Origin of the sequence: Methanosarcina acetivorans C2A, from assembly GCF_000007345.1 — an archaeon.
In the GTDB taxonomy this organism is placed as follows: Archaea; Halobacteriota; Methanosarcinia; order Methanosarcinales; family Methanosarcinaceae; genus Methanosarcina; species Methanosarcina acetivorans.
In genome coordinates, this window is record NC_003552.1 from 4688666 (window position 1) to 4713694 (window position 25029).

Annotated in this window: 37 protein-coding genes; 2 read left to right on the forward strand and 35 right to left on the reverse strand. The window is 45.4% G+C overall.

The features are described 5' to 3' along the window. Positions 1 to 26 precede the first annotated feature (26 nt). The 22 genes from MA_RS19805 to MA_RS19895 all read right to left on the reverse strand — a co-directional run bounded on the left by MA_RS19805 (position 27) and on the right by MA_RS19895 (position 11487). Positions 27 to 407, reverse strand: a complete 381-nt coding sequence (locus MA_RS19805; RefSeq protein WP_048065803.1) for a hypothetical protein — start codon at positions 405 to 407, stop codon at positions 27 to 29. Beyond that, a complete protein-coding gene (locus tag MA_RS19810) occupies positions 404 to 1030 on the reverse strand; it encodes a hypothetical protein (protein WP_048065804.1) in 627 nt (208 codons plus the stop codon). Before MA_RS19810 ends, MA_RS19805 begins: the two co-directional genes overlap by 4 nt. 10 nt (positions 1031 to 1040) lie before the next feature. After that, complete coding sequence (locus MA_RS19815; RefSeq protein ID WP_162013101.1) at positions 1041 to 1430, reverse strand: phage tail protein; 390 nt, start codon at positions 1428 to 1430, stop codon at positions 1041 to 1043. Positions 1431 to 1499: 69 nt separating this feature from the next. After that, a complete protein-coding gene (locus tag MA_RS19820; protein ID WP_011023704.1) occupies positions 1500 to 1841 on the reverse strand; it encodes a hypothetical protein in 342 nt (113 codons plus the stop codon). Beyond that, entirely contained in the window at positions 1841 to 4309 is a 2469-nt protein-coding gene (locus MA_RS24815; RefSeq protein ID WP_052279210.1) for a phage tail tape measure protein, read from the reverse strand. The genes MA_RS19820 and MA_RS24815 overlap by 1 nt, the downstream gene beginning before the upstream one ends. Positions 4310 to 4319: 10 nt before the next feature. After that, the gene (locus MA_RS27555) at positions 4320 to 4460 is read right to left on the reverse strand and encodes a hypothetical protein (protein WP_157860343.1); all 141 of its coding nucleotides are present in this window, start codon (positions 4458 to 4460) and stop codon (positions 4320 to 4322) included. Between the two features lie 29 nt (positions 4461 to 4489). Further along, complete coding sequence (locus MA_RS19830; protein WP_011023706.1) at positions 4490 to 4726, reverse strand: hypothetical protein; 237 nt, start codon at positions 4724 to 4726, stop codon at positions 4490 to 4492. A 2-nt stretch (positions 4727 to 4728) separates the two neighbouring features. After that, positions 4729 to 4947: a hypothetical protein gene (locus MA_RS19835; RefSeq protein WP_157860344.1), complete on the reverse strand. Its 219-nt coding sequence runs from the start codon at positions 4945 to 4947 to the stop codon at positions 4729 to 4731. 45 nt (positions 4948 to 4992) lie between these two features. Further along, complete coding sequence (locus tag MA_RS29560) at positions 4993 to 5127, reverse strand: hypothetical protein (RefSeq protein ID WP_282679116.1); 135 nt, start codon at positions 5125 to 5127, stop codon at positions 4993 to 4995. Further along, a complete protein-coding gene (locus MA_RS19840) occupies positions 5124 to 5930 on the reverse strand; it encodes a hypothetical protein (protein WP_048065806.1) in 807 nt (268 codons plus the stop codon). Before MA_RS19840 ends, MA_RS29560 begins: the two co-directional genes overlap by 4 nt. Before the next feature lie 3 nt (positions 5931 to 5933). After that, complete coding sequence (locus MA_RS19845) at positions 5934 to 6308, reverse strand: DUF3168 domain-containing protein (protein WP_011023709.1); 375 nt, start codon at positions 6306 to 6308, stop codon at positions 5934 to 5936. Continuing rightward, positions 6305 to 6736 (reverse strand): HK97-gp10 family putative phage morphogenesis protein, encoded by a 432-nt coding sequence (locus MA_RS19850; RefSeq protein ID WP_011023710.1) that lies wholly within the window; start codon positions 6734 to 6736, stop codon positions 6305 to 6307. The genes MA_RS19845 and MA_RS19850 overlap by 4 nt, the downstream gene beginning before the upstream one ends. After that, positions 6737 to 6985 carry a hypothetical protein gene (locus MA_RS19855; protein ID WP_048065807.1) on the reverse strand — a complete coding sequence of 83 codons (249 nt, stop codon included), beginning with the start codon at positions 6983 to 6985 and terminating at the stop codon, positions 6737 to 6739. It abuts the gene before it with no gap. A gap of 1 nt (position 6986) precedes the next feature. Further along, positions 6987 to 7139 carry a hypothetical protein gene (locus MA_RS27560; RefSeq protein WP_157860345.1) on the reverse strand — a complete coding sequence of 51 codons (153 nt, stop codon included), beginning with the start codon at positions 7137 to 7139 and terminating at the stop codon, positions 6987 to 6989. Next, positions 7130 to 7858 (reverse strand): hypothetical protein, encoded by a 729-nt coding sequence (locus MA_RS19860; protein ID WP_011023712.1) that lies wholly within the window; start codon positions 7856 to 7858, stop codon positions 7130 to 7132. Before MA_RS19860 ends, MA_RS27560 begins: the two co-directional genes overlap by 10 nt. Then, complete coding sequence (locus tag MA_RS19865; RefSeq protein WP_011023713.1) at positions 7855 to 8475, reverse strand: hypothetical protein; 621 nt, start codon at positions 8473 to 8475, stop codon at positions 7855 to 7857. The genes MA_RS19860 and MA_RS19865 overlap by 4 nt, the downstream gene beginning before the upstream one ends. A gap of 6 nt (positions 8476 to 8481) precedes the next feature. Further along, positions 8482 to 8865 (reverse strand): hypothetical protein, encoded by a 384-nt coding sequence (locus MA_RS19870; RefSeq protein WP_157860346.1) that lies wholly within the window; start codon positions 8863 to 8865, stop codon positions 8482 to 8484. 5 nt (positions 8866 to 8870) lie between these two features. Then, positions 8871 to 9134: a hypothetical protein gene (locus tag MA_RS19875; RefSeq protein ID WP_011023715.1), complete on the reverse strand. Its 264-nt coding sequence runs from the start codon at positions 9132 to 9134 to the stop codon at positions 8871 to 8873. A gap of 10 nt (positions 9135 to 9144) precedes the next feature. Next, positions 9145 to 10053 (reverse strand): encapsulin, encoded by a 909-nt coding sequence (locus tag MA_RS19880; protein ID WP_011023716.1) that lies wholly within the window; start codon positions 10051 to 10053, stop codon positions 9145 to 9147. A gap of 11 nt (positions 10054 to 10064) precedes the next feature. Beyond that, a complete protein-coding gene (locus tag MA_RS19885; protein ID WP_048065809.1) occupies positions 10065 to 10511 on the reverse strand; it encodes a hypothetical protein in 447 nt (148 codons plus the stop codon). Beyond that, complete coding sequence (locus MA_RS19890; RefSeq protein ID WP_048065810.1) at positions 10511 to 11194, reverse strand: hypothetical protein; 684 nt, start codon at positions 11192 to 11194, stop codon at positions 10511 to 10513. The genes MA_RS19885 and MA_RS19890 overlap by 1 nt, the downstream gene beginning before the upstream one ends. Next, complete coding sequence (locus MA_RS19895) at positions 11155 to 11487, reverse strand: hypothetical protein (protein WP_011023719.1); 333 nt, start codon at positions 11485 to 11487, stop codon at positions 11155 to 11157. Before MA_RS19895 ends, MA_RS19890 begins: the two co-directional genes overlap by 40 nt. Before the next feature lie 512 nt (positions 11488 to 11999). Here MA_RS19895 and MA_RS19900 point away from each other — a divergent pair. Both MA_RS19900 and MA_RS19910 read left to right on the forward strand, forming a co-directional pair. Continuing rightward, complete coding sequence (locus MA_RS19900) at positions 12000 to 13628, forward strand: IS1634 family transposase (RefSeq protein ID WP_011021085.1); 1629 nt, start codon at positions 12000 to 12002, stop codon at positions 13626 to 13628. Between the two features lie 360 nt (positions 13629 to 13988). After that, positions 13989 to 14690, forward strand: a complete 702-nt coding sequence (locus MA_RS19910) for a hypothetical protein (RefSeq protein WP_048065813.1) — start codon at positions 13989 to 13991, stop codon at positions 14688 to 14690. 295 nt (positions 14691 to 14985) lie between these two features. Here MA_RS19910 and MA_RS19915 read toward each other — a convergent pair whose 3' ends face one another. The 13 genes from MA_RS19915 to MA_RS19970 form a co-directional block, all read right to left on the reverse strand. Further along, positions 14986 to 15198, reverse strand: coding sequence for a hypothetical protein (locus MA_RS19915; protein ID WP_048065814.1), 213 nt, complete (start codon positions 15196 to 15198; stop codon positions 14986 to 14988). Then, entirely contained in the window at positions 15195 to 16601 is a 1407-nt protein-coding gene (locus MA_RS19920) for a phage head morphogenesis protein (RefSeq protein WP_011023722.1), read from the reverse strand. The genes MA_RS19915 and MA_RS19920 overlap by 4 nt, the downstream gene beginning before the upstream one ends. Next, positions 16601 to 16768 carry a hypothetical protein gene (locus MA_RS27565; RefSeq protein ID WP_157860347.1) on the reverse strand — a complete coding sequence of 56 codons (168 nt, stop codon included), beginning with the start codon at positions 16766 to 16768 and terminating at the stop codon, positions 16601 to 16603. The genes MA_RS19920 and MA_RS27565 overlap by 1 nt, the downstream gene beginning before the upstream one ends. Position 16769: 1 nt before the next feature. Then, positions 16770 to 18002 (reverse strand): hypothetical protein, encoded by a 1233-nt coding sequence (locus MA_RS19925; RefSeq protein WP_011023723.1) that lies wholly within the window; start codon positions 18000 to 18002, stop codon positions 16770 to 16772. A 5-nt stretch (positions 18003 to 18007) separates the two neighbouring features. Beyond that, positions 18008 to 18337, reverse strand: coding sequence for a hypothetical protein (locus tag MA_RS19930; RefSeq protein ID WP_011023724.1), 330 nt, complete (start codon positions 18335 to 18337; stop codon positions 18008 to 18010). 86 nt (positions 18338 to 18423) lie between these two features. After that, a complete protein-coding gene (gene terL, locus MA_RS19935; RefSeq protein ID WP_011023725.1) occupies positions 18424 to 19905 on the reverse strand; it encodes a phage terminase large subunit in 1482 nt (493 codons plus the stop codon). 12 nt (positions 19906 to 19917) lie between these two features. Then, on the reverse strand, positions 19918 to 20130 hold the full coding sequence (locus MA_RS19940) for a hypothetical protein (protein ID WP_048065815.1): 213 nt from the start codon (positions 20128 to 20130) through the stop codon (positions 19918 to 19920). 35 nt (positions 20131 to 20165) lie between these two features. Beyond that, on the reverse strand, positions 20166 to 20648 hold the full coding sequence (locus MA_RS19945) for a helix-turn-helix domain-containing protein (protein ID WP_011023727.1): 483 nt from the start codon (positions 20646 to 20648) through the stop codon (positions 20166 to 20168). 84 nt (positions 20649 to 20732) lie between these two features. Next, positions 20733 to 22808: a minichromosome maintenance protein MCM gene (locus MA_RS19950; protein WP_048066539.1), complete on the reverse strand. Its 2076-nt coding sequence runs from the start codon at positions 22806 to 22808 to the stop codon at positions 20733 to 20735. 25 nt (positions 22809 to 22833) lie between these two features. After that, positions 22834 to 23283: a hypothetical protein gene (locus tag MA_RS19955; protein ID WP_048065816.1), complete on the reverse strand. Its 450-nt coding sequence runs from the start codon at positions 23281 to 23283 to the stop codon at positions 22834 to 22836. Positions 23284 to 23565: 282 nt separating this feature from the next. Further along, positions 23566 to 23910 carry a hypothetical protein gene (locus MA_RS19960; RefSeq protein ID WP_011023730.1) on the reverse strand — a complete coding sequence of 115 codons (345 nt, stop codon included), beginning with the start codon at positions 23908 to 23910 and terminating at the stop codon, positions 23566 to 23568. Then, entirely contained in the window at positions 23911 to 24318 is a 408-nt protein-coding gene (locus MA_RS19965; protein ID WP_011023731.1) for a hypothetical protein, read from the reverse strand. Between the two features lie 99 nt (positions 24319 to 24417). Further along, positions 24418 to 24981: a DUF6011 domain-containing protein gene (locus MA_RS19970; protein ID WP_011023732.1), complete on the reverse strand. Its 564-nt coding sequence runs from the start codon at positions 24979 to 24981 to the stop codon at positions 24418 to 24420. Positions 24982 to 25029: the final 48 nt, after the last annotated feature.

Consider the following 25029-nt stretch of genomic DNA (forward strand, 5'->3'; position numbering starts at 1 on the left):
ATATTGAGGAAACATCTTACATCACTTTATCCTGTCTTAACATGACTCCATGCGCTCAGACCGGTTACTGAATATGTGCCATCTGCATTAACGAACCTTATTTTAACATACTTCCCATTTGGAGGAATTGGGATTACATTCGATGCTTGATTACCTGCATCTACCGGTATTGTTTTCCTGAAAAAGTAATCCTGGTTTGCTCCTATACTGAAGCTAGAACTTGCCCCGTCTGGGTCAGAATAGGCTTCAAGTGTTACATCTCCAGTAGCTGATCCATCAAATGTAAGTTCATACCCTATCGAAAGACCAAACGCAGAGGAAAGATCTATACCGTCAGAGTCCTGGTTAGAGGAAGCAGACAGGGTAACGTTATCTATGATTTTAGTAACAGGTGTCCCTATTGTCATTCTGTCTCACCGTTCCCAGACGATATAGTTTTTGGCAACGTAACCCCTATGGAAGACTTTATATCTTCAAGTAATGTACTAGACGAATCTTTAATCTCTCTGAATTTAGATATAAGGCCTTCTTTTAGTTTTGAGTGTCCTGTATTTGAGTTCCACAAAACTGTTATTCCTATAGCGTCGTCCCTTGTTTCTCCTGCATCCATCACATAGGCAGATACAAGATATACAGGATCTGTTTGTTCTGTAATCTTTATTGTATCTGAAATGATAATTTCACCATTACCGTCAGATACTTTTTGAGTTTTTTCATATGTGTCCGTATCTGCCGAAAACAAAGGATTATCAATTGTTATTGCAGCCATACCGGAAAGAACAAGCTCTCTATATTCAATAGCGTCTATCTCTTTCTTGAAATAATCTATCGCATCATCCATAGCGAGAGAAAGCGCATTTTTTAGACCCTGTAAGGTTTGCTCTACAACTGTTACTGTGAACTCATGCTGAGGGTTACTCCCATCAGAGTAACTATGCAAAGTTTCCTTTAGGGTTATATGAATTACGCCTTCATCATCAACTGTATAGTAAGGTGAAGTTCCCACCGGTATTATATTTACAAGTACCATTTTTAACACCTCATGAAGACGTGAAATTGGTGTCTCCGGTTATCTGGACCTGCTGACCTGCGGTGTAATTCTGGTCCTCTGTGAAAATTCCTCTTGCCAGGAGTGTTCCTCCGGAAGCTGCGTTGAAAATACCCATCTCCCGAATGGTTACATTCCCGGTAATTGTAAGGGTGATGACAACTCTGCCCTTGTAGTTTTCCGGATATGTGGCAATGCCCTGTGTCCGGACTGCCCCATTAGAATTGTTCTCAGATTCCAGTGCAGTATCTGTATCTGCTGCAGCAGAAGATCCTGTCCCGGTGCCGATGTAGTCAAATTCGGCGGTAGCTTCTACTCCGACAGCTCTACGGGCAAGAGCTTCTTTACCTGCGTTCGTTATCACCAGTGTACATGTTGCCATTGTCTACCTCATCCTGTTTTTTTTCGATTACCTGGATAGTTCCGGTTCCTGAAATTTTGAGTTCGGCGTTCATGCGGTATGCCTCGAAAATTCAATAGTGTAAGTCCATTTTCCAGTTGGGAAGTCTCCCTCGACTTCTTTGATGTCCCCGAGCTTGGAGATGTAGCAATTAGTAAAACTATCAGAGTCAATGACCAGGGTACAGAATGACCCTATCTTTCCTGCAAGCGTTGTGATTTCAGAAATGTTCGTGCAGTAACAGTCAAACTCTTTCGGGAAGGGAGAGGTCTCAGGGGACAGTTCAGCGTATGTTTTTCCGTTATAGAGCTGAGTTGCATTAGCAATGATGCTGTACCCGTAGCTTTTCGTACCGATCACATTGACTGTAGCTCCATCGAAAGTGACTGTCATCAGGACCCTCTCGCTCTTTTCTGAGAAGCTAACTGCTTTGAAACATACTCAAAGATCCGCTCCAGGTCCATTTCGGATCCGATCGTGTTCGGTCCCAGGTTGATAGTATTGCCTCCGTAGTTGTTTTGGGTAGTCGCCTGGCTTGTTGTATTGTTGATCACCTGGGATACGTTCTGCAGGCCTGCCTGGACACTGGATTGCATGTTTTCCAGACTGGTCTCGGCGGGAGCTGCGAAGAGGGCGTCCCAATTCGGGAGCTCTGCGAGAGGTCCTTCCTTTGCAGGGCTATGAGGCAAGAGGTTGCTAACAGAAGATAGGGCAGACGAGACCGCATTATATACAGTTGAAGCCGAGGAAGTAATGCCAGACGCAATGTTTGACATTAGTGAAGCACCAGCATCGACCGCACTTGACGCCACGCTTGAGACTGCGCTGAGAACACTACTCGATGCGGTTTTTACAGCAGTGTTCGAAGCGCTCTTTGAAACGGACGTCAGTCCGGAGGAGCTGGACGATTTTGACGAGCTCGATGAACTTGAAGTGCTGCTAGCCCCGGTTAGCAGTGATTTTATGGAGTTTACCTTTTCCATCACAGAATCGTACAGTTTGGAAAGAGTGTCGAAAACTCCACTGGAAAACGATGAGATCAGCTGTTCTCCTGCATCATACAGATCGAATCCGAAAATCGCTTGAGAGATCTGGTTCAGAGCGTCAAGGAACATCCTCATCGGAAGTGTTGCCACGGTAGCGATTCCCTGCGCCAGGGTGACTATCAGGTTCTGCCCGGGCTGCACAAGGCTGAAGGACGTGAGGTAATGCCAGACAGCTGTGAGAGTTTGCTGAATAATCTGTTTAGGCTGGTTTCGCAGGACTGCGGTAATTCCGTCAACAAATTCCCGGAACATGTCCCCGCCTTTCTCGGCCATATCCAGACCGGTAAAGTAGCCCCAGACATCTTCGAGCGCATCCTCAATGAAGCCCAGAACATCAGAAACGATTTCGGAAATTTCTTCCCAGTGAGTGAATCCATAATAGAAAGCTGCAGCTGCTGCAACCACGATAAGGATGGGGCCTGCCAGCGCAGTAAGTCCGGCTATGAGCCCGCTTATCACAGCCCCTGCTCCGGCCAGGGCACCACCTGCACCAAAGAGCCCTGCAAGTGCTCCAATGCCTGATGAAACCGAACCCACAATCATCAGGACGGGTCCAAGGGCTGCGACCAGAGCTGTCGCACCTATTATGAGCAGTTGTATCGGCTCGGGCAGTGCGGCAAACCCTTGGAGCAGCAGAGATAACACAGGGATTACAGCGTCACGGAGAAATGGGACGAGAGTGTCTGTAAGGATAGGGAGAAGGTCGTTTTGAACGAGAGGGATTAATTGATCCTGCACTACAGGAAGCATAGCGGCTTGTAGCTCTCTCATCGCCGTTGTCAGGGCGAGCATAGGATTGGAATCGTCCATCTCTTTCGTGACTGCTGCCGTTGCGCCAGATACATCTTTGATACTTTCTATTTGCGCTGCACTGGCTTCAATGACCTGAGAACGGACATCTTCCCACTGAGTGCCAAATAAAGCAACTCCAGCAATATTCTGCTGCATAGGGTCATCCATTGCCATGAGTGCTGTCACTGTTGCTATGTACGCCTCTTTTGCAGCGTCACCACCAGCTGCTATTTTTGCACCCATATCAGCCGCATTTAACCCAATTGCCTCAAACCCTGCTGCCGTGGTGTCGCTGCCATCCTGAGCTCTGACGTTGAATTCCTTGACAGCATCACCGACCTTGTCGAGGTTCCAGGCCCCTGCCTGAGCCCCGGCAATTAGGGTGGAAAGAAATTCCTCACTTGACAGACCAATGCTGGCAAACTGTGGACCGTATTCTCGGAGGGTGTCAAGGAGTTCGCCAGAAAAGTCCCCTCCTTTCTGAAAGCCTACAGTAATAGTATCCAGAGCTTCAGTTCCGGATATCCCGAAGTTTTTCATCAGGACGCCTGCGGCTGCAGTAACTTCGTCAACGTCTTGCTCGAATACCTGGGCAATCGTTAGCGCCCCGGTCGTGACGGATTCAAGTTCATTATCCGCCAGCCCTGCCATGTTATGCCGAATCGAGACGATTCCCGCATTAACTTCGTCCAGCGACTCTCCGTATCCGTTTTTCCAGACGGAGATACTCGTCTCTTCTAAACGCTCTGCCTCTTCAGCTGTAAGCCCGAGAGATGCCCTGAGTTGTCCCTGAGACTTTTCAACGTCGGAAGCCCAGTTCACAAGCAGGGCGCCAGACCCAACAATAGCAGCTATCGGGACCGTTACTGCAGAAGTCATCGCCGAGCCGGCCGAACTCATTTGAGCGCCAGCTGCCTTGAATTTCGTGCCGACGTCCCCTATCTCTTTTTGGACTTTAGTGAAAGCCTGGCTAAGGGTTTTCATGTCCCCTATGATAGAGACTACGAGCTCGCCGACTGACATATCCCCCACTTCACCGTTTTTGTTGTCGTCTCAATTCGTCTAGCTGCTTTATCGTGTCAGCATACTTCTGTTTCTCTTCGACTTCAGAAACGATTTTAAGCTCTCCGTTTTCGTAGAGGAGAGCTTTCTGAACCCAGTTCTCCCAGGTCATAATTCCCCCACTTCACCGTTTTTATAAAGTCACCTGCTAACTTCCCAGGCACCGTCCTTCAGGATCCCGTCCGGGTGCAGCTCCTTGAACTTCTCAAGTCCCTGGATATTTTCACCTTCACTTCCCCGTAAGGCTTGCCCGAGAACTCCCCAGAAGATTACTGCGTCTGTTTTTTTTGCTTCCATGCCTTTCTGGTAGAACAGAATTGCCTGTTCCATGCTCATTTTATCAAGGACGTACTCGGGAGTTGCCCAGGCATACATCATGCCTAATTGGGCGACGATATCTGCGATGGTAAGTTTTTTGCTTCAGCTCCAGACCCTTTTGACCCCACTTCTTTCAGTCTTGCCGTCATCGGCTCGAAAATGAATTTTGCGAATTCCATAAAGGGAACAATGTCGATGTCGTCCAGGAACCAGTCTTTTGTCATTTCCGGAGAAGATTTTTTACAGATCATTGAGACGACGTCTGCAATGTCTTCTACCATCTCCGGGTCCATCCCCTGTGTTTCATCGAGCGCATTGTTTCCCCATTATTTTAGAACTCTAAGGAAGTGCGCTGTTACCCGGGGAGAAACTTTCGAAACATCAACTTCTTTTCCTCCGATCTTAGCCGTTCGTTTCGGAGGCTCCAAGACGTCAAAGTCTTTCAGAATGTCTTCAGTCATGCCAGGACCCCCTGCTCGTCCACGATCTTGAACAACTGATCTCCTGCAGTGCGAGTTGTATCGACAACTCCTTCCAGAGTGATCTCCGGCTTCATAACGTCTGCTGCGTCGTCGGCTGGGAATTCAAGTTTGATCCCATTCTTGTTAGAGGCCTTGTATACCGTCACTTCGAACTTTTTCCCGGCTGCGTTTGTGTTTGTGAGTCTTGCCACCCGCGGGTTGATCGTGTTCAGACCGCCTGAGCTGAGTTCGATTGAGGCGTTTGGCGTGTATGTGTAGTCTACCTTGGCCGTATCCCCATCCGTGAGAACAGTTGACCCCGCTACCCTTGCTATGCAGGTGTACCCCTCTGGATCGAGAGCGAGAATATAGTCTGTGTCCTGGACACAGGCGTTGTCTGAAGCATCCACCACAGTGACGGAAGTAACGATGGACCCGTCACCGTTCTTGTGGTCCAGACGAGCAAACTCGACACCTGAAAGGATGTGCTCTTCATCTGTGACAGGGGTTGCGGATCCTGCAACGTTTGTTTTTGTGTCAATCCCACCTCTTATCAGGTAGAGATTTTCCAGGTTCAACTCCATCATGGAGAACGCAACGGTTGCGATATGGTTCTTGGTACCGAGGGTTAGTTTTGGACCATTGTCCGGCTTGACCTCTATTGGTTCGAACTCTTCTGTGAAAGAGATGCCTTCTGCAATACCGAGATCTATGAGAGTTGATTCCGTTTCACCGACCTCAATCTTGGCAGAACCAAAGCGGATAGTGTTTTGGTTCTTCACACCGGTTTGATAGTTTACCATTTTTTACCTCCTGAATATTACTCGAAAATCGTAAGGGATGTGATAGACTCCAGGGAGGTCCTCGTCCTGATCCGGAGCGTCCAGTGGGATAATTCTGATAATTTCAATGCCTGAGACAATCCCGGAAAATCCTTCCAGGGCAGCCTCAACAGCCTTGGAGAGCTGCTGCACTTGCAGATAATCTTCAGTCCAGCAGGAAATCTGAAACCTCGGGGATCTCGAAATCTGATTGTATGGGTTTGACGGTTTGTGGATTGAAATTGCAGGGAAAGTGCATGTAAGAGGTAGTTTCTTTGGAAATATCCTGGTCCCTACGAAACCCGTGACAGTTGCATCGTTCATCAGAATTGTTCGGACTGCCTCGTCGATGATCGTCATCCGTATTTCCTCAGAACTTGCTTCACTTTTTCTTCGAAGGCCTTCTTGATTTCCTCCTCGTTCTCGTCCAGCGCAGGCCTGAGGAATGGTCTCGGAGGCTGGTGAAATCTGCGTCCCATGCGGTCGGTGTCCATGAAACCTTTTTCGAGCCTCATCATATGCTCGAGAGTACCTCCGACCTGAGAAACACACTTGGTTGCAGACTTCTCTTTCCTGACTTCGCGGATGTTTCGCATGGTAGCGCCAGTGATCCGTTCCGGATAGTCAGGATGTCCTCGGCCCACATTGATCTTAGCTTCACGAACAACGACTGCAGCTCCGGCTGAGGTGGCCTGAGAAAGGATCTGCTGCATCTCGAAGTCGATCTGCCTGAACTTTGCCTGCAGTTCCTTGATTCCTTTGACATCGACCCGGAACACGTCAGCCATTCAGATTTTCCCTCCGATGTATGCCAGGATCCCGAGGAGAAGCCCGATGAGGAGCTCGATCACGACCGCTGACAGTTTTGAGTTCATCCGGTCCATGCGGTTTTCAAGCCGCTCAATGCCTCTTTCAAGCCTGTCCTGATCCTCTTTCCTGTCTTCCCTTTCCTTGCTGATCGAATCACAGAGGGAACCCTGCAGCTTTTCACGGTGTTTCTCACATTGCTCGATTGTGATGTAGACCGGGTCGGACATCTCAGAAACCTCTGTAGTACTGATCTTCATACATTCGCATCGCTGCAGCTCCGACTGGATGCTCTTCAGCGAATTGCTTCATTTCCTTCTCCCATTCATCGAATGTGTTTTTCAGAGCAAGGAAAAAACTCAGAACCCAGCCGATCAGTGCCATCTCTGAATATTCTCCTTTTCCGGCTCGGTGAGTTCGTGCCTGGGGATATCTTTGAATAGTGAGAAAAAGCGTGCACGGTAGTACACATCTTCTTTCATGAGGAAGAGAATGATGTCAGCCAGTTGATACATGAACTTCAGTTTTCTTGCATCATCTCCGAACTTTTCGGCAATGAAATACCTGAAAAAAGCACTTAGATCCAGCAGTCTGGGGTCCTCGTAAACATATGCTTCGGGATCGTAGCCCTGAACGATCTGTCTGTGTGCAGTATCAATTGCCTTGATCATGCCAAGCTTCGCAACATCTTGAAGGAAAATTCCTTTCTTATGGAAATATGGGCTGAATCGGAACCCTCCTTTTCCTCTACGCCCTCCTCCGTTCTCGTTGCCTTTGATCCTGGGATCCGGTTCTGTAGCTGGATTCCATCGGACCTGCTGACCATCCACCTCTATGATAGCAATCATTTTTCCTTCGAGCAGCAACTGGTGTTTCAGCTCTACTGACATGTTATATTCGAGCGCTTTCACCCTCCCGGAGAAAATTAACTCAGAAAGATCTTCTCCCTCAGCGGTGATGAGCAGCTGCCCGTCTACCGAGGCAAGCTTTCCTTCAGCCAGGAGTTTTCCTCTTTCTTCCTTTGAAAAGATGAATTGTACAGGTTTGACCTTGCCCTGCCTGATGAGCTCTCTTTGCTCTTCTTCTGGGCATGTGAATATCAACTGCGTTTTTTCACCACCTTCAGTTCGACCTCGAGGTGATCGATTTCAGGATCTCCGCTTGAGTTCAGAAACAGCTCATACTCAGCTCCAACATGCATGACTTTGTAAGGACCTGTGTACCCGGGAACATTGCTTGAGACAAAGTCTCCTTCCTGGATCACAGCTTCAACAGGAAGGAATAGAAGAGGCTCGGCGACAATGTAATCTCCGCTATCCTGAGACTGGATTGTACCTCCGGACTGGTTAGCCTGCGAGAACCTGCAGGACGGGCAGTGTCTGGAAGTTGTGGTGAGTTGAGGAGTTCCTACCCCGTCAGTCACTGGCTCGGCCGGTCCGGAGGCAGATGAGGCCCCCCCATGTTCATCGTGAATATATTCGCCTGCCTGGAATGTTCCGGAAACGTTTGAGAGGATCAGATGGCCTGTAGCCGTAGAGACTGCCCAGGATCCGGACTCGAGAAATATCTCCTTGATGGTTCCTGTAGCTGCCGAGTCTGCTCCCGTCAGGAGAGCTCCAACTGTGAAAGCTACTGAACCATTCGAAAATTCCAGTTTCTGGTCCTGGGAGATACTCAGTACGTTGCAGGTGTGGATCATTCCAAGCGTCAGCGAGTTCATGTTTTTTCAGTCCGTTTTGTTCACTGTCCTGGGCCCTGAACGCCCGTATGGAACTCTGTATCCCGGGGAGTAACGGTACTTTTTCATGTATATGGCTGCCTGGTTTTCATGGTCCTGGATGTCCTTGTCAATTGTGTTCTGCTGCTCACTGTTTCCGATCTTCACCCGGGCTGCAAGTTCTCCGTTCACTCTCATCTTGCGGAGAACTGCAGCTGCAGAGATGTGGATGCAGGCCAAGTTCAGGAGATCATTGTCTGAAGCATCTGCGCTCCCACCCGTTTGGGTAGCCACGGACCGTGAGGTCCTCGCGATGATATTCGCGATATCGGCATTCGTTAACGATCTAGGAGACACCTCAACACGAACTTCTTCCACAGAACATAGGACCATAGGGATCACTTCTTTTCTTCAGTTTGTTCGGATACTCCAGATTTCTTGGCTGTAGCTGGTGTGGTTGCTGTCGCCCGAGCAGCTGGTGCAGCAGCTACCTTCTGGGCCTTATGTTCTTTTTGTTCAGGGACCTCGGCAAGGATCTTGACAGACTGACCAAGGCGCTTCACTTCATCGACTGTGAACGTAACTTTTTCACCTTTTTTGTATGTGTTGTCGCCGATCCTGAGGTGATGTACCATGACTTCCACGTTGAATTTCTGAACCATGCGATCACCTTTATACTGAAGCTGCCGTCGAAAGTGCAGTCATCTTTCCGATTACTGCATTCTTCCGGATCCGGAGAACTCCAGACTCGAATATTCTTCCGGAAATAGGTCCGGTTCTTGGATGTTTGCCGTCCTGGCCTAGTTCAGTCTGGACTTCAGCTGAAAGGTAGTAGTCAAAGTACTGGCTACCGGTATCCGGGGTTGGTGTGAGAAGTGCAGATCCGGTTGTGCTTACACTCGGGAGTGTGTTGCTTTTAAACACGTTACCTGGATTGTTTGGAGTCCCGAGGAGCTCGAGTAGATCTTTCATTTCCTTAACGTCGTTAGCACTCCGGCTTTTGTTCACTTTGTTGTAGATGTTTGGAGACATTGACAGGTTCCAACGCAGGCTGTCTGTCGGGACATCAGAGTCATCCATCATTTCATACACATCGGTAACCGCATCCTGGATCCCACCGTAAGTTCCAATAGCCTTGGGTGTGCTGTAGTCCTGGCCGGCTCCTTCATACAAACCGTTCTTTTCAAAGGTAGTCCCGTTTCTTGTGATACCTCGAAGTATCATCATTTCTTCAGCTGAGGAAACCGTATAGGCTGCCTCTAACGCAGCGGAAGCGTCGACGTTAGTGTTCTTTCTCCTCATCGCCTCGTACAGCCTGCGGTCCAAGGTGAAATCTTTCCAGATCAGGGGAATCTTACTGTTCTGCAAAGAGAAGTCAACAGTATCTTCTGCTCCTGTACTGAAGCTGTAGGCTATCATCGCATCCGACATCGCCTCCAACTCTATCCAATCTACACTGAGCTCTCCGATTCCTTCCCCTGGAACGACGTTGACGAGTTTCCTTGCCTTGTTGATCTGCCTGAGCGGTGGGTGGATGATTGTATCCATTGTCCGCGAAACTTCAAAAAGTGCGTTTGACATCGTTTTTCACCTCAGATCATTGATTTGATCATGAACTGTACATTCCCGGAAGCATCTTCTGCAGCCCTGGCAATGATATCGTCCGTCCCTACGGTTGCTGCTGCAAGCTCCCCATTCGCAGCTGGCTTCAAAGGCTGCCCCTTGACAACAGTCTCCCCAGAAGCAAGCCATGCTTTCACAGGAAGGCCCGGTTTCTCATGTACTGGCACGAGATCTCCTGCTGCGTAGGCTGTTGTCGTATCAGTTGGTTTGAACACTCCGGCTTTTCCGTATCCTGCCCAACCGATTGAGTTTCCTGAGGCGTCGCCAGGTGTTATCAGGTCGTCGGTAGATCCTTTTTTCACATGGTGACCCGGCTTTATTGTGGCCCCTTCTGCTGTGAGATACTCAAGAGGCTCTTCTCCGCCCATCACAACATCGTTGTTAGGGGCCTGGATTCCTTTGAAAGGAGTTACCATCAGAAGTCCTCCCATTTCTTTTCAGCTTCATTCCATCTGCCGACACAGCTCTGCTTCGGACCGTTGTTTGCCGGATACTTGATCTGCGGTCCGCTACCGAATACACTTGCAGGAGCTATACTTTCATACGATGCAGCGAGATCTTCGATCTGACCTGCAGTCAGACTCTTAATAAGGTTCAGGTCTGGCTCAAGGCCAGCTGACATTGCTGCTCTTGTGTATCTCTGCGTAGCTGCGTTCTTGGCCTGATCTTCCCTCCAGGCTTCCATCATGGAACTGGCGATAGCCTTTGACCTAGTCTCAACCATTTCCTGGAATTTATCTGCAGGTATTCCTGAGGCTGCAGCTACTGCTGCGTTGTCGTAGTTCTTTTTCAGCTCCTCAAAAGAAGCTGTCAATGCTGCCATATCTTCCTTGAGTTTTTTGTTCTCAGCTTCGAGTGCTGCCATTTTAGTGGCATCTAGGTTGTTTTCTGGATCGTTTTCAGGTATGTTTATACCCCCTTTTGATGCTGAAATTTTGAATCGAGAAATGAATCGGATTTCTTTTTTACCCGGGTCCTTCTTTGAAGCTACAACCGACCACTGTGCTTCCTTCCAGGCTGGATTCCGGACAAGAGTCATTGACCTGACTTCGATATTTTTTATCCAGCCACTCCCATCGTCATCTCCAAGGGCATACACAGACCAGGTGTTTCCCAGGTCCCTTCTGAAATCTTCCGCTCGGCGATCGAGTCAGTAATCGATGCTCTGGCCACGATGGTGTTACCTTCCTTCCAGGCGTCTGCTACCCTGCCAATTTCCGAGCTAGGATCCTCTACTATGTCGCAGATGTGAGCAAATGCGCGAGAGCAGATCCGGACCACAGCAGATTTGAGAGAAGAGAGAGCGTTGTCTGCCTCTGACGTGGGCACGCCCCAGTCGTTAGCGTTTTTCTTGTCCAAAGGGAACGTCGTTCCCTCGATCAGAACAGTCATCGTTTATAGTGTTAACGGTGTTAACAAATATAAATTTATTTGTGTTTATACGTTTGTGAGAGTTTGAAAAACATTCAGGCATGTTATAAATGACAGTGTGAAATTAAAAGATCGGTTCTATATATTGTCTACAATCAAATACCTTTCAATGTAGCAACTATATTTTATTGTGACAAAATTTAAAACGCGGAGTGCACAATTCAAAATATGAAACTCTGAAGGCTGAGACGGATCGAGATGCTTAGATGTAGCAATATTAAAAATACAATGATTTCTTGGGATAAAAAGTTAATAATACTTCTAATAGGTTCATTGATTGTCTCGTTTTTCTTACCCTACAATTACATTGCATTATTCACTTTTTATTCATTTTTTAGTATTTTAATCACAAAAATCGCTAATACTTTAAACTCATCAGAAAAATCTTTTTTAAGCGTATACTCTAACCTAGATTCGGCAGGTAAACAAATATCTTAATATTATTAATTTTATATCTTTGTCCTGGTTTTCCCATGGCAGAAAAAGACAGCAGTAGAAGAGTTGAATCCTCCCTAAAACGTACAAGGTTCTTAGGTCACCTTGGTCTGATAGTTGGAGTGTTCCGAGAACTTGAGGTTGACAATCTGATCGATGAAAAACTTCCCAAAGAAAGGGATCATACTGTCCCTCACTCAGTCTGCATCCTTGCCATGTTGCTCAATGGTCTTGGTTTCGTAGGGCAACGTCTGTACCTGTTTCCTGATTTTTTTAAAAACATTTCTACGGAAAGGCTTTTCGGAGACGGTATAACAAGAGAGGATCTGAATCAATACGTTATCGGAGAGACTCTTGACAGAATCGTAAAATATGGCCCTACAAAACTGTTTACGGAAATTGCTCTTCACATCATGACTCATCTACCTATTCCTGTTCATTGTTTACACGCTGACACTACAAGTGTCAGCGTTTATGGGGATTATGATGACGAAGAAACTGAGTCTATTGACATTACTTTTGGAATTCCCAAAAACGGAAGATGGGACCTCAAACAATTTGTACTTAGCTTGATTGTTAATCAGCATGGGATACCTCTTTTCATGAACACACATTCAGGAAATTCTTCCGACAAAAACACAATTCTGGAAGCGATCCAGTCTCTCAAATCAGTTTTAAGACCTGAAAGCGAAGTTTACTACGTCGCTGATAGTTCCTTTTACACAGACAATAATATCAAGAACATGGGAAAGTCATTCTGGATCAGTCGTGTTCCCGCAACAATTACCGAGGCAAAGGAACTGCTAACTGCAAATCTGAACCTGAAAACGCTAAAAAGCGACGAAAGATACTCATTTTATCAAACCTTTGTGGAATATGGTGGAGTCAAACAAAAGTGGGTTTTGCTGCTTTCTCACAAGATGAAAGAGAAGAAAGAGCAAACTCTCAGGACGAAGCTTGAAAAAGAGGTTGAAAAAGCAGAGAAGTCTTTTAAAAAACTGAAAGGAGAGGACTTTTTTTGCGAAGAGGATGCATTAAAAGCTGCAGAAAAATGGATTCAAGATTTCCCTTCTGTCTCATTTGAAAAAGTAGATGTGAAATCCATTAAAAAACGTGAGTTGGGGAAAAGAGGCAGACCTTCAAAAGATGAGCAATTAAAGACTTATTGCAGGATTAATGGAATCATAAAGGTTAATGATGCTTTTGTTTTAAATGAAATGGATAAAATGGGACTTTTTATTCTTGCAAGTAATGATATCAATCTTTCTCCTGAGGATATGCTGAAGTATTACAAAGGGCAGGATAACGTGGAAAAAGGATTCAGATTCTTGAAAAGTAACACCTTTAGCATATCGAAAGTTTACCTCAAGAACAAAAAGAGAATTGAAGCGATGACTATGATAATGGTTCTCTGCTTAATGATTTATTCAATTGCAGAATGGAAATTAAGGACAAAATTAGAAGAAGAAAATGAAACGATTCCAGATCAAAAAGGGAAACCAACAAAAAGACCTACAATGAGATGGATATTTTTCAATTTTCAGGGAATTACAGAACTTATTTCTCAGAACAAAGGACAAATGAAGTCAGAAATATTGAATATGGAGGAGATTCACTGGAAGATACTGGGTCTAATGGGAGAGAAATATGAAAATATCTATCTCTAATTACGTTAACCTGCCGAATCTAGGCTCTAAGATCTCAAAGAATGAAATAAATAATGATAAAAAAAGTAATATAATTGGCACTCTTCGAGACAACTTAAAGCATTCTGACGAAGAAATTTTACTTCAGAACTTATATTTTAGGGGTACAAATATAAAGAATTGGTACAATTTTATTTTTGCTACATTAACTGCTACTGTTTTTTCATATTAATCTATCCAAGAAATTTAAAATTCCTAAATGAAATTTTAAGTAACGTTTTTTCTTTTGAATCGATCAAAATACAGTTTAGTTATTATTTGTCCCCAGTTTTAATTCTTGTACTACCTACTATTTTAGTGTACCTTTTAGCGTTCATTTACTTGAAATACAAAAAATCCCCATTTATAAAAATTGGCTTGAAGAAGTTAATTCTTAAGTTTATTTTAGGACTACAATTTAATTCATTTGTTATTCTTATATCTGTATTTGCCTATGCGATTCTCCTCTGGGTTCTTTCACTGATATTACAAACGAAGGATGAATCTCTTACCAATATGTTCATAGGTTTTATATCTTGTTTTGAGCCTAATAATTTTTTTAATTTAAATGGGTTGGGAGGAAATCAGTTTTCTTTTGCGTCTCTTTATTTCACATTAGCGATAGCGGGAACTATAATTTTTTCAATATCTGATCGATACAAAAAACAAAAAGAAGTCGTTACACAAAAACAGCTAAAGTTTGCAGAAGAGTATGAGAACTGGTATAAACAGCATGAAAAAGATATTAATTTTGACACAAAAAACTATCATAAAGAAGATAGAGTAAATAGATTTAATTCAATAATTTCCACTTTACGTGAAACGTTGGATCTTGAAAGCATTGATGAATTAAAAGCCCTTACAGGATACGAAAATTGCCTGGTTCTTATAGTCGAATCGTTTCTTGCAGGGATTTGTACACTCATGATCTCTCAAGAATGCTCCGAAGGTTTCTTTTATGCTTTTTTTGTGTTTATTTTGATATTTGTTTCATTATGTATATATATTAATCAAGTTTTTACGGACTTGAGATCGTATAGATAAATTTACTAGAATAGTTTGCCAGCCAGAATGGAGAAACTTAAAACTCATATCCAAATTCCTAATGGTTGGCTATACATAAGGATGAAATTTTGAAATTCTTATTGATGGAGAAATAAAATTGGTTTGGGATAAGCTGGTTTAATAAAAAGAGTGATTAGCCATCATTGCCCCAGGCACAAATTTACACCAGTTAGTGCCATGTGCGGGTTTTTTCAAACCCTCTGGAAACCGTATTTTCGCAGTACATCGGGCGATCATATTCAGGCTCAGGCTGTTTTTTGTGTGGTGATGATTTTCAAATGTGTTCGAACTGGATCCCGTGATCTCCGGGATAAGGCTTTTTATGGTCGTCGTCGCCTCGCCAAATTTCATCTGGGATACCATCTGGGAAAGCTTCACATATTTTTTCGTTTGATTCAGAATAAGCCTTTCTGTTGAAATGTTTGCAGGGAAGACAGACAGGACTGTAGATTACCTTGCTTAATTCACTGTCATCTATACCTATCATGTTTTCTCCTCTATGTATGAATAATCAAGATCTGATATATCCTTTGCTGCTCTTGTCCATACTTCATGGGAATGGAGAAGTTCAGCATCTTCTATACTCAATTCTCCATTGTCAATTTTACGCAGGAATTCTCGTCTTACTTCAGAGTTATGATACTCGTATACATCGCTTATTTTTTTATACCAGAGGTCTGGATACAAGTTTTCTCCATTTTTTGCCTTCATGATATAAGTCCGGAATTTCCCAGCTGCTCTTATTTCCTTTAGCTTTGACCTGCATGCTAAACTTATATCCTGCATTGAGAAAGAACTTGACCTCGGGTGATTGTGAGTCATGAAAGTCCCTTCAAAAAGTTTTACCTCCTCATCTGTGAATGAGACGTAGTCCACTCCACCTGTTTTTTCTAGCAGAATATTTCCTTTTTCGTCGAAGAGAATTGCCTTCTCAGTTTTCCTTTTTTTAATATCTACTTCGTAGTCTCTTATAATTGATTCTCTGCTCTTCCCTGATGGCAGCTCGGTCAGGACCTGAACATTCAACTTCTGCAGCCTAGCCTCGAGATCCTCGTCCAGGATAAACTGATCTATTCGGTATTTCTCGTTGAAGGTATCGATATCCTCAAACGTTTTGTCGATGAGATCCTTATCAACCCGGTCATCAAGGGGGTTGAACTTCTGGTCCATTGACCTGCTGAAATTCCTGTTCTCGAACCGCATTTTTGGATCCACTTTCCGGGTGACGGGGACAGGGATCAGATCTGATCTGCAGTGGAAATGCAGAGGTGGCCTGTACCTCCGGACCTCGGGAGAATCTGCCCTGAAAATTGTGCCGTGCAGCATCCTGCATTGTGGGCTTGTCTTATCATCGATCTTCGCATAGAACTGCAGGTCGTCTATCCCGGAGTCCTGATATCGCCAGAGCTCTGTATTAGTGGCTACGTCAGCTGTGAAGGTCCTGGTGAACCTGATGGCCTTGTGTTTCTGGTTTCCCCATATATCCCTTACTCTTTTCTCCAGTTTGTTCGGATGCTCCAGATAAAGGCCATCGTCCTTGAGGATCCGGATAACAGATTCGGTGACTTCCTTTGAGAGGCTTGATGCCTGTCTGACAGCTTCCTCAGTGATGGGGAGAGGTTTTGCTGCAGCTGCAGAAAAGCTGGCACTTTTGCTCGCTTTTTTCTTCTTGATACCGAGTCGTTTGTCAGTATAATCTATTGAGCGTAGGTAGACGTCGTTGATAATTCTGTCAATCTGGACCTGGAAAGTTTTCGACTTGAATTGGGTCTTGACTGATCTCAGGTAAGAGTGTGCAGGCCTTCCTTTGATGCCCTTGAAAAGAGTTTTTTCGAAAAGAAGAAGGAAGCTTGTTTCGAGCTTCCGGATTTCAGAGGAGTCAAGGAGCATTATTTTTTCACATCTGTTTTTTCCAGGATTTCGTCGAAATGCTTCCTGCACTCATCAAGGGTAGGTCCTCGAACTACAAGATATACTTCATCGACGCCACTCATATGTGGTGTAGTGTTTTTCCTGTACTCGATGAAAGGAAGTTGACCTGTATCATTATCGTCCATTTTAGTCCTCTGAGATATCATCTTCCTTGAATCCGCCCCACTTCAGAGCTGCCTGCTTTGAGATCACTCCGCTGTTGTACCACTCGAGAACTTCCTGTGCTGACATTTTGATCCGGCTGAGTTCTTCGAATTGGACCTCTACAAGGTCAGGGTCTTTCCGCATAAGAGTGAGAAGTCTCCTGACCCCTTGGTTAGCTATATTTGTGACTGTTTTCTGGAGGCCTTCAAGGCCCATGAGCCGCTCATCTTCGACAATGTAACTCGATGCATAGGTCGTACCCTCTGCTTTCCCCATCGTAACCGGACTCTGGAACAGACCGATTGCGAGATCTACTTCGAGACTTTCTTTGTACGCCAAGACGTCGAGGGCTCCTTTTGCATCCAGTGGGTTGATTTTCACCCCGAAGGTAGCCATGTCCTCGTTTTCTTCCAGGTATTGGTGACTGTCCAGAAATTTGTTGACCAGTTCCTGCGCTTTTTCAGGTTCTATCAGGTCGTTTTCCACCAATTTTCCGAGGGCCTCAAAATCGATGTGATAGCGGCCAGCCCCGTATTTTTTTACGAATTGAACATAACCAAAATTGATTGAGAGATAGTTCTGGATTGTTAGTTCGAGAGGTTCCAGGATAGATTTTCCATACAACCCGTAGGTCTGTCTTTTCTTGATATCTTCCTGGACGAAATCCCATTCACCGTTGACACCGAGAACCGCGTCTTCCGGTTTTAGAGTTGTTGGGTTTTTCCCTCCCTCATTAATCATGATTTTTTCAATTTCGGGTTGCAGCATATCATCTGTTGAAAGTTTGTCGAGGCCTTCCGGAAGAAGAGTGGTAGCTGATAGAAGAAGCGGTTCTAGTCTGAAAGTTTCTGGAGTGTTGCCTTTAGGAATGGCAATGTAAGTCCCGTCCCTGGGATGTAGTCTGCCGATAGTCTGGAACTGGCCGATGAGGTTTGTTTTTTTTGCGATTTCCTCTACCTGTTTGACAGCTCGGGCGCTGCGGCCGTCAAACTGCATCCCTTTTGTCAAAGAAAGACCGAGTTTTTCAATTGGAACTGATACGTGGGATGTGGATCTGGCCAGCTGCTGGTACCTGGTGAAGCGGTTGTTCTGATCAAAATTTATGTAGCCACCGAACTCTGTTTTTTCTTCCTTTTTTCGGAGCATTGTAATAGATGCGGCGACTCTCTTCTTCTGAAAGGTACCCGGATCTGCAGCTGCGTTGAACTCAACCATGGACCTCACTTACTTGCTGCGGCGTCGATGATTTTCTTACCCAGGGTCTCTGCCTCGGCTGCAGTGAAGCCACCCTTAGAATACTGCTCAGCCGTATATACGATATCAGCAAGTTCTGCAAGCGAGATGTTTCCCTTTGCGGTATTGATCTCATTTTTCAGAGTTTCCAGCGATTCCTGAGCAATCTCAAGTTGAGCAGGCAGCTGCTCAAGTTCGGTAGAAAGGAGTTTGAATCCTTTGCGGCGGGCGTATAAGTAGAGTGTTGTTGCGAAAGCCCCTAGGCCTGCACCAAAAGCAAGTATATCTTCCAGTGAGAAAGATTCGAAAATAGTCATGTTTTTCCTCGTTTTTTATAATGTTAACGGCGTTAATATATAAAAAATATTTGTTTTCTAAGAAAAAACAAAGAATTTTCAGAAAATTATCTTCTTCTGGTCTGGACCATGGCAGAGAGGTCCTTGATTTTCTTTAGTCCTTTCCGAGTCAGGTATTCATGAGCCGCACTTGAGACATCCACGCAGTCATCGTGATATTTCGGATTCGGGAAATTGATCAGATCGTTAAGGTACTCATGGTTCCAGGGGGCACGCACCACATAGACCAGGCCATTTTCACATGCTGCCGAGAATGGCTTTGCCCTGGTCACCTTATCGCCTGTGCTGCGTTCTCCTCTGAATGTGTACCCTGAAAATATAGTTCGTTTGAGCCTATCAGCTTCCCTCTTGCCTGCAGATCCTGGCTCTACCTCCATCCCTATATCGACTTCTTTACCGTCCGTTTCAGCCGTAGTTTTAAGCATTTCTTCCACGCCTGCCGGGGATTTCCTATCATGCTTCAGGTCCAAGATGTAGAACCTTCCGTCCAGCTCTCCCATAAGCAGGCCTGCAGTCCAGTCGGGGTCCTTGTTTTCAGAGCTTGGTTCTGTTGCCGCTGTATCCCACCAGCGGACCTTTCGCATTTTTCCTTTCCTTTTGCGGTATTCATTATCGAGGGATAAGATTTCTGGTTCGCCGATATTTAATATTTTCATCTTTTCCGGAACCTCTGAGCGGTCAATAAACGTGAACCAATCCGTCCGGAACATAGTTCCCGCAGTGTGCCTGATCTTCCAGTTGCCACCTAGAAGTCGTTCGCGTTCCACAAGAGGAAGAGCTAGGAGTCTTCCTCTGTACCCAGGGTCTTTCGTGGTAAGGGCTGGATTGTCTTCCAACTTCGCTGCAATAAAAGTAAAGGACTGAGGATGGAAATCTTCTTCCGGGATTATGTCTTTGGTCTGCTCCCGGAGTTCAGTTTTGGTGTCAGCCCAGTAGATATGATCTAGGTGCCTGACAAAATACCTGATCACACCGGATCTTTCAGGGATGGGATATCCTGTTTCCTGATCAATCCACCAGGCAATAAAGTCTGCAACCCAGCTGTCAGGATCCGGGTTGCATGTGGCCCGCATATAGGGCTTGACACCGCATGTTGAGCGATTCCTGGAGAGGAGATAAAAGAACTGGCCTTCGGAAAAGTGGCAGAGTTCGTCAAAGCCGATATAGCAGATCTGTGCGCCCTGATAGTTGTGCTTGCTTTTCTCGTGCTCCAGATGCGCAAACTTAATCGAGTTTCCGGAAACAGGGAAATACCATAGGAGATCTGATTCTCTTGGTATTGCTGACCCTTTCGGGTAGTAGGGATAGATCTCCTGCGAAGTATCCCACAGACCACCTTCATTTTTAATCTGAGGGTACGTTCTCCGAAAAATTGTAGAAGTGAAACCTTTGACATGGATATGTCTGAGAGGTTCATAAAGGAGACACCAGGACTTTCCCGACCCGGCTGACTCCCCATATAAAATTATATCTGCTGGAGAGGAGAGAAAAGTTTCCTGGGGGCCCGGCTGTGGCTTTATCTCTTTCATCTATACATCAAATTATAAAAAATTATATGCATTGTTAATTAAACTTTCAATAATTCTTTTATGATCATTAAGGTAATTAATATATTCTTGCACAGTTTCTTGCACTTTTTCTGCATTTTCTGAATCAGGGCTACCTTCCATAGGAATTTTGTGAAATGCATCATAAATATTTAAAAAATTACCATGTAGCTCTGCTAATAAATAGTAATCATCATTTTCATCCATAAAACACACATCCGCTATTCTTTAATAAAGCGATTTTATTGTTTTTCAGCTGGTTTTTCAGGTTTAGGGACATCCGGATCCCGGCCATTGTCCGGGAAGTACATCACGACTCCACCTGAATGTTCCATACCCATGTTTCCGGACAGTTCTACTTTCTGCTTTGTCAGACCCTGTAGCTCTGCGATAGCCTGCACGTAATGGAGGTGAGTGTTCTTATCGCCTTCGATGTGATCCTTTTTCAGGTCAAGGCCTTTTAGGCATTCGCGGAGAAGGCCTGCCCGGGTTGCGAGCTCATTTTTCAGAGTGAGGCGGTCCACTTCTTCCAGAAATATGGGAGATTGCCTCCAGTCATATAAGGTCCTTTCATTTACCCCCACTTCAGAAGCGACGTCCTCATATTTTTTAGTGCCGAGTGATAACAGTAATGCAGCTTTCTTCCTCAATGGAGTCCATTTCCAAACCGGAGGTTTTCGGGTTGTTTTCTTTTTCGTTTTCTTCTTTTTCTGAGCTGCTGACATGAAGATCTATTTATAAATTAGTTTAAAAGTTCATATTGTTAACGCCGTTAATAAAAGATGCAAAAATAAAAATATAAAAAAATATTATGCCACGAGTTTTACATGCTCCTTGCCCCACATCAGGACATCTCCCTTTGAGGTCATTTTTTTGAGAGTTGTTTCTATCCTCTCTTTTTTGATGCCATGCTGCTCTGCTTCGTTGAAAAGATCCTGGACAGGTACCTTACCTGCGGGATATTTCCTGCCGCGCTCCTGGAGGACCTCTCTTACCATCCTAATTACATCCCGCTGGCTCTTTGATGATCCACCATTGAGGACCGATGCATCGACCTCCCCGGATTGAGAGTCAATACCCACAGTCCGGAGACAGTTAAGCATCAGCCGAGTCGCACGTTTTGCGTCATCGAGTGTAACCCCTTGGCTTAACCTTACCCTTGCAGAGGCCTCGGCGAGCCGTACAGTGGCTTCTTCTTGCCGTGTGGTGATTGGTATCGATTTTATCTTACTTGACTGTCCCGTTTTCCTAAGGTCCAGGTAAAAATGGTGTATGTGGTCCCTGGCTTCTGTCGTCAGAACAGGGAAGATATTCCTCCTTGCATAGGCGACGTGTTTCCGGAAAAGGTCCGGAGGGATCTCGGGTCTAACGTGTGTGGAAGCTTCAGCCAGTTCTTCAGTTGAGAAGGCGGAATCAGAGACCGTTTCACGCTGTTGCCGCATCTCCCCTGCGGTATGAGTGCCTAACACATGCTCCGATATTCTCGCATCTTCTACAGCGTTAGGGGTATCCAGCAAAACGAAGATGAGATCAAACCTGGATAGTAGAGAGGGCGGCATATTGATCTGTTCTGCAAGGCCCTCGTAAGTGTCAAATTTTCCGTACTTCGGGTTTGCGCTCATGAATACAGCAGTGCGGGTTTTCAGGGTTGCGATGATGCCGGCTTTGGCCAGGTTTATCTCCTGCTGCTCCATGGCCTCGTGTAAAGCATCTCTGTCACCCTGTCTCATCTTATCGGCTTCGTCGACGTAGGCAACGCCCTTGTCTGCCATCACAAGGGCACCGCCTTCAACCGCCCACCTACCTTCTCCGAATTTTTCGTCTTTTGTGACGATGGCTGTCAGGCCTCCGGCAGTTGTAGCTTTTCTGCTTGTGAATACCGCCCTTGGGGACCTGGCCTGTGAAGACTTCATGAGTTTGGTTTTGCCTTTTGAGGGGTCCCCCACACAGAGCAGGTGGATGTCTCCCCTGAGGTATGAACCATCCGGAGCGTTTTTCGGAACGCCAGAGAAGAGCTGTAGGGCTGTGGCCTCTTTGACGTCATCCATGCCGTAGATAAGAGGAGCTATTGAAGAGATAACCTTATCATAGACTGCCGGGTCCCTAGCAAGAGTGAGGATCTTCTTCTCGTCTTCAGGCGTGATTTCAATCTCGTCAAAGGCAGTACCCATACGCTCGATGGAATTGACCTCGAGGAATATGTCATAGAAAGTTGATTTCCCATCCCTTATCGTCCTCTGCCTGCTCATGAGGATCCCTGTTAAGATCACTCTCTCTCCGGGTAATATTAAGCCCGTCAGATCCTCTTCAATTGAGATGTCCAAGTTCTGTGCCTGTGTGCCTCTAAGGTCCTCAGGGGGTTCTTGGACCTGCAGTTTCTGAGCATCTACAAAGATCGAGTCCTCGATCCTGACTTTGTATGGGCCTTTCTTCCCGCAGGTTTCGTTCTCACAGCCGGAGAAAGGTTCTTCAAACTTGAAAGAAGGCTGGTCCACGAATGTAATGTGTTCACACCTTAAGCACTGGAAAGCCGCTTTTGTAATCCTTGGCCTGACTTCTGTTGCCTTCCTGACCATCCCTTCAATAGATATCAACTTTCCTAAGTGTTTGCTTCTGAGCTCTCCTATGGGAACCCTGGTGGGGACGTTCATAATCCTTACATGGGCATCTTTAAGGATTTTATCAACGGGGAGATCTATTTCTTTTAGGTTTGTCTCGAATTCTGGAATTAGTTCTCCGGGGTTGTTAAGTAGATCACGGGCGAGGTATCTGTCGAATTTTTCGACGTTGATGAAGTTAATATATAGAGATCGAGTATCCGGGTACATATTAGCGAGTTCAAGGATATCGGTCCAGCAGTAGTCTTTGAAAAACCTTTTTATCATCTGGGCGTGTTTATTTTCGTTGTCTTTAGTCAAGGAGATCGGCCTCCTTTAATTTTGAAAGAACCCATTCCCTGGTTTCCGAAAGAGAATCGAACAAGAATATTGTCATATTCGTTTTCCAGTCAATTTTCCCGTTACTAACCTGGATAGCCAGAGACTCTTTCCATTTTTCAAATTTCTCAAGTCTTAATCTTTCAAGACTTGGATCTACATTCTTAGTCTGTCTCTTTGTTTCGGTTTTAGACATCTGGTCAAGAAGCCTGTAATTAGCCAGCTTCGTTTCTTCTTCTTCTAACGATCTTTTTAACCGTTCTATTCTCAATTCACACGCCTGAATTGGGTTCACCTCTTCGAGTCGTCTGAGCATTCCTTCCTCTAATAGATCTTTATAAACTGCTTTACCAGATTCAAAAGTCATCTCATATGCGAGTTTTATTCGTAAGTCTACAGCAGTTGTAACTTTGTCTTTAGCCAAGAATGCCCACCGATCACGTTTTTAGTATTTTTGGTTTATTTTCTTTGGAAATAGTCTATAGGGGGTTTTCTGTTCAGCTTATACGTACTGTACGTACGTACAGTACGTAGGATAATAGAGCCTCGGCTCATACAACAAAGCTGAACGTTCAGCCGATACGTATTTTATGGGGGTTTCGGGGGTTTTAGTTGTACGTATTATACGTACGTATTAGATCACAAGATCTTCACCCCCTAGACCTTTGCAGAAATCTTGAAAAAATAACAGGGGAAAATTCCCCATTTAAACAATCCAGAAACATTCCTCCAGGAGAATATTCGATTCATTTCGAGAGCAACATATCTCCCAGTCGTGAACTTTTTTCGTAAGCTGCGCAAGCTCAGAGCTGCAGATCCTGACGATCTTCTGAACTTCCTGCCAACCTTCCCTCAAGAACTGAGGAAGATATTTTTCAGGACCCAAGAAGAAATCCCAGGGAAGAAAAAACGACTCTGGACCTGTATGGGTATTTTCATGCCTTCCGTCAAGTACCCGAAGTTCTCCTTTAAGTCTCTCAAGCTCCTTCCTGAGCTTTTCAATTTGATCTGGCACCTGAGAGCTTTGGTACTTTGAATTATCACAGGGCATTCAAATCACCATCCTGAAAACCTTCGTCCACGCAACGGATTTACCATCAGAAAACGCTGACAACTGGATCTTTTCTGCAGGCACGCGGACAAAAATTACAGGATCTATAGGGTCCGCAGGATCTTCTTCTGAATGGACACAAAAAAGATACTCTCCACCTGCCTCCGTCAAAGCTTCGTGCTGTGCTTCCTTAAAGAAAAATCTACCAGACCTGCATTGGGTATTGGGATGACTGCGATCTATTGCAGACTCAACGCATGACTTAATCTCAAGGTGCTTTCCCTTGTATTTTGCATCGAATTTACCATCCCCGAAGACAACTCCTGGAAGAAGCCTCATAACAAGCTTTTCGATTTTTTTCCCATTCCTGGAGGCCCGGGTGTTCGGTTCTATTGATGCCGCTTTCACGATTCCACCCCGACCCAGTTTAGTCCAGGTTTCCGGGTGATGATCACCCCTGGGGATTTCGGAATGAAATCCGGATCCAAAAAAGAAGGAAGGGTCATTTCAAACCCCCTGCAAAACCGTTTGCCTTGCAGCCCTTTCTTTTCCCAGGATCTCCAGATCAGAGATGTCTATCCTGAGCTTCCAGACCGACAGCTCATATCCGCACTTTGGGCACCGCACATATGGCCACTGTGGCTTTGAATATCCTTTCAGGTGCCAGCCACCGTCGTGGTCATAGGAGCGCAACTCTCCGTTTTTCAAAGGTTCTCCGCAGCTGCAGGTCTTCCTCTCGCTCTGAAGCACCCTTTCCCAGAGCTTTTTCTGAGTATACCTGGCAAGCCCCGGATACGTAATACTACAGGGCTCAGGGTGCTGCTCCTCTTTCTCGTCTTCCTGCCGGACTTTTGCCCAGCACACCGGACCGTATCCTCTTTTGATGTTGGCAGCGTCCTTAAGTGCTCTGTGACAACGCCGGCAAGTCTTCGAAGGGGTTTCCCCAGTCATAATCCCACCCCCCAGGTCACCTATAGAAAGATTCAAATCAGGGAGTGAGATACTTCCTGACTGAGTGAAGCTCTGTCCATCGCAGGTGGCCGCCTTGATGTTTTGCAGTTCTTCACTCACGCTTTCACTTCCCTGGCCTTCAACTGTTTCCTGATCTCGTACACAAAC

Coding starts and splice junctions, on each gene's coding strand:
- MA_RS19960 (WP_011023730.1), bottom strand. CDS start 23,910: ATGCCCTGTGATAATTCAAAGTACCAAAGCTCTCAGGTGCCAGATCAA.
- MA_RS19855 (WP_048065807.1), bottom strand. CDS start 6,985: ATGTCCGACCCGGTCTACATCACAATCGAGCAATGTGAGAAACACCGT.
- MA_RS19895 (WP_011023719.1), bottom strand. CDS start 11,487: ATGACTGTTCTGATCGAGGGAACGACGTTCCCTTTGGACAAGAAAAAC.
- MA_RS19925 (WP_011023723.1), bottom strand. CDS start 18,002: ATGGTTGAGTTCAACGCAGCTGCAGATCCGGGTACCTTTCAGAAGAAG.
- MA_RS19815 (WP_162013101.1), bottom strand. CDS start 1,430: ATGGCAACATGTACACTGGTGATAACGAACGCAGGTAAAGAAGCTCTT.
- MA_RS19820 (WP_011023704.1), bottom strand. CDS start 1,841: ATGACAGTCACTTTCGATGGAGCTACAGTCAATGTGATCGGTACGAAA.
- MA_RS19945 (WP_011023727.1), bottom strand. CDS start 20,648: ATGTCAGCAGCTCAGAAAAAGAAGAAAACGAAAAAGAAAACAACCCGA.
- MA_RS19875 (WP_011023715.1), bottom strand. CDS start 9,134: ATGGTTCAGAAATTCAACGTGGAAGTCATGGTACATCACCTCAGGATC.
- MA_RS27560 (WP_157860345.1), bottom strand. CDS start 7,139: ATGGCACTGATCGGCTGGGTTCTGAGTTTTTTCCTTGCTCTGAAAAAC.
- MA_RS24815 (WP_052279210.1), bottom strand. CDS start 4,309: ATGTCAGTCGGCGAGCTCGTAGTCTCTATCATAGGGGACATGAAAACC.
- MA_RS19830 (WP_011023706.1), bottom strand. CDS start 4,726: ATGATGTATGCCTGGGCAACTCCCGAGTACGTCCTTGATAAAATGAGC.
- MA_RS19900 (WP_011021085.1), top strand. CDS start 12,000: ATGGCAGAAAAAGACAGCAGTAGAAGAGTTGAATCCTCCCTAAAACGT.
- MA_RS19835 (WP_157860344.1), bottom strand. CDS start 4,947: ATGGTAGAAGACATTGCAGACGTCGTCTCAATGATCTGTAAAAAATCT.
- MA_RS19930 (WP_011023724.1), bottom strand. CDS start 18,337: ATGACTATTTTCGAATCTTTCTCACTGGAAGATATACTTGCTTTTGGT.
- MA_RS19870 (WP_157860346.1), bottom strand. CDS start 8,865: ATGGTCCTATGTTCTGTGGAAGAAGTTCGTGTTGAGGTGTCTCCTAGA.
- MA_RS27565 (WP_157860347.1), bottom strand. CDS start 16,768: ATGGACGATAATGATACAGGTCAACTTCCTTTCATCGAGTACAGGAAA.
- MA_RS27555 (WP_157860343.1), bottom strand. CDS start 4,460: ATGACCTGGGAGAACTGGGTTCAGAAAGCTCTCCTCTACGAAAACGGA.
- MA_RS19810 (WP_048065804.1), bottom strand. CDS start 1,030: ATGGTACTTGTAAATATAATACCGGTGGGAACTTCACCTTACTATACA.
- MA_RS19920 (WP_011023722.1), bottom strand. CDS start 16,601: ATGCTCCTTGACTCCTCTGAAATCCGGAAGCTCGAAACAAGCTTCCTT.
- MA_RS19880 (WP_011023716.1), bottom strand. CDS start 10,053: ATGTCAAACGCACTTTTTGAAGTTTCGCGGACAATGGATACAATCATC.
- MA_RS19885 (WP_048065809.1), bottom strand. CDS start 10,511: ATGGTAACTCCTTTCAAAGGAATCCAGGCCCCTAACAACGATGTTGTG.
- MA_RS19805 (WP_048065803.1), bottom strand. CDS start 407: ATGACAATAGGGACACCTGTTACTAAAATCATAGATAACGTTACCCTG.
- MA_RS19845 (WP_011023709.1), bottom strand. CDS start 6,308: ATGACGATCATCGACGAGGCAGTCCGAACAATTCTGATGAACGATGCA.
- MA_RS19840 (WP_048065806.1), bottom strand. CDS start 5,930: ATGGTAAACTATCAAACCGGTGTGAAGAACCAAAACACTATCCGCTTT.
- MA_RS29560 (WP_282679116.1), bottom strand. CDS start 5,127: ATGACTGAAGACATTCTGAAAGACTTTGACGTCTTGGAGCCTCCGAAA.
- MA_RS19940 (WP_048065815.1), bottom strand. CDS start 20,130: ATGGATGAAAATGATGATTACTATTTATTAGCAGAGCTACATGGTAAT.
- MA_RS19850 (WP_011023710.1), bottom strand. CDS start 6,736: ATGGCTGACGTGTTCCGGGTCGATGTCAAAGGAATCAAGGAACTGCAG.
- MA_RS19865 (WP_011023713.1), bottom strand. CDS start 8,475: ATGAACTCGCTGACGCTTGGAATGATCCACACCTGCAACGTACTGAGT.
- MA_RS19915 (WP_048065814.1), bottom strand. CDS start 15,198: ATGATAGGTATAGATGACAGTGAATTAAGCAAGGTAATCTACAGTCCT.
- terL (WP_011023725.1), bottom strand. CDS start 19,905: ATGAAAGAGATAAAGCCACAGCCGGGCCCCCAGGAAACTTTTCTCTCC.
- MA_RS19950 (WP_048066539.1), bottom strand. CDS start 22,808: ATGATAAAAAGGTTTTTCAAAGACTACTGCTGGACCGATATCCTTGAA.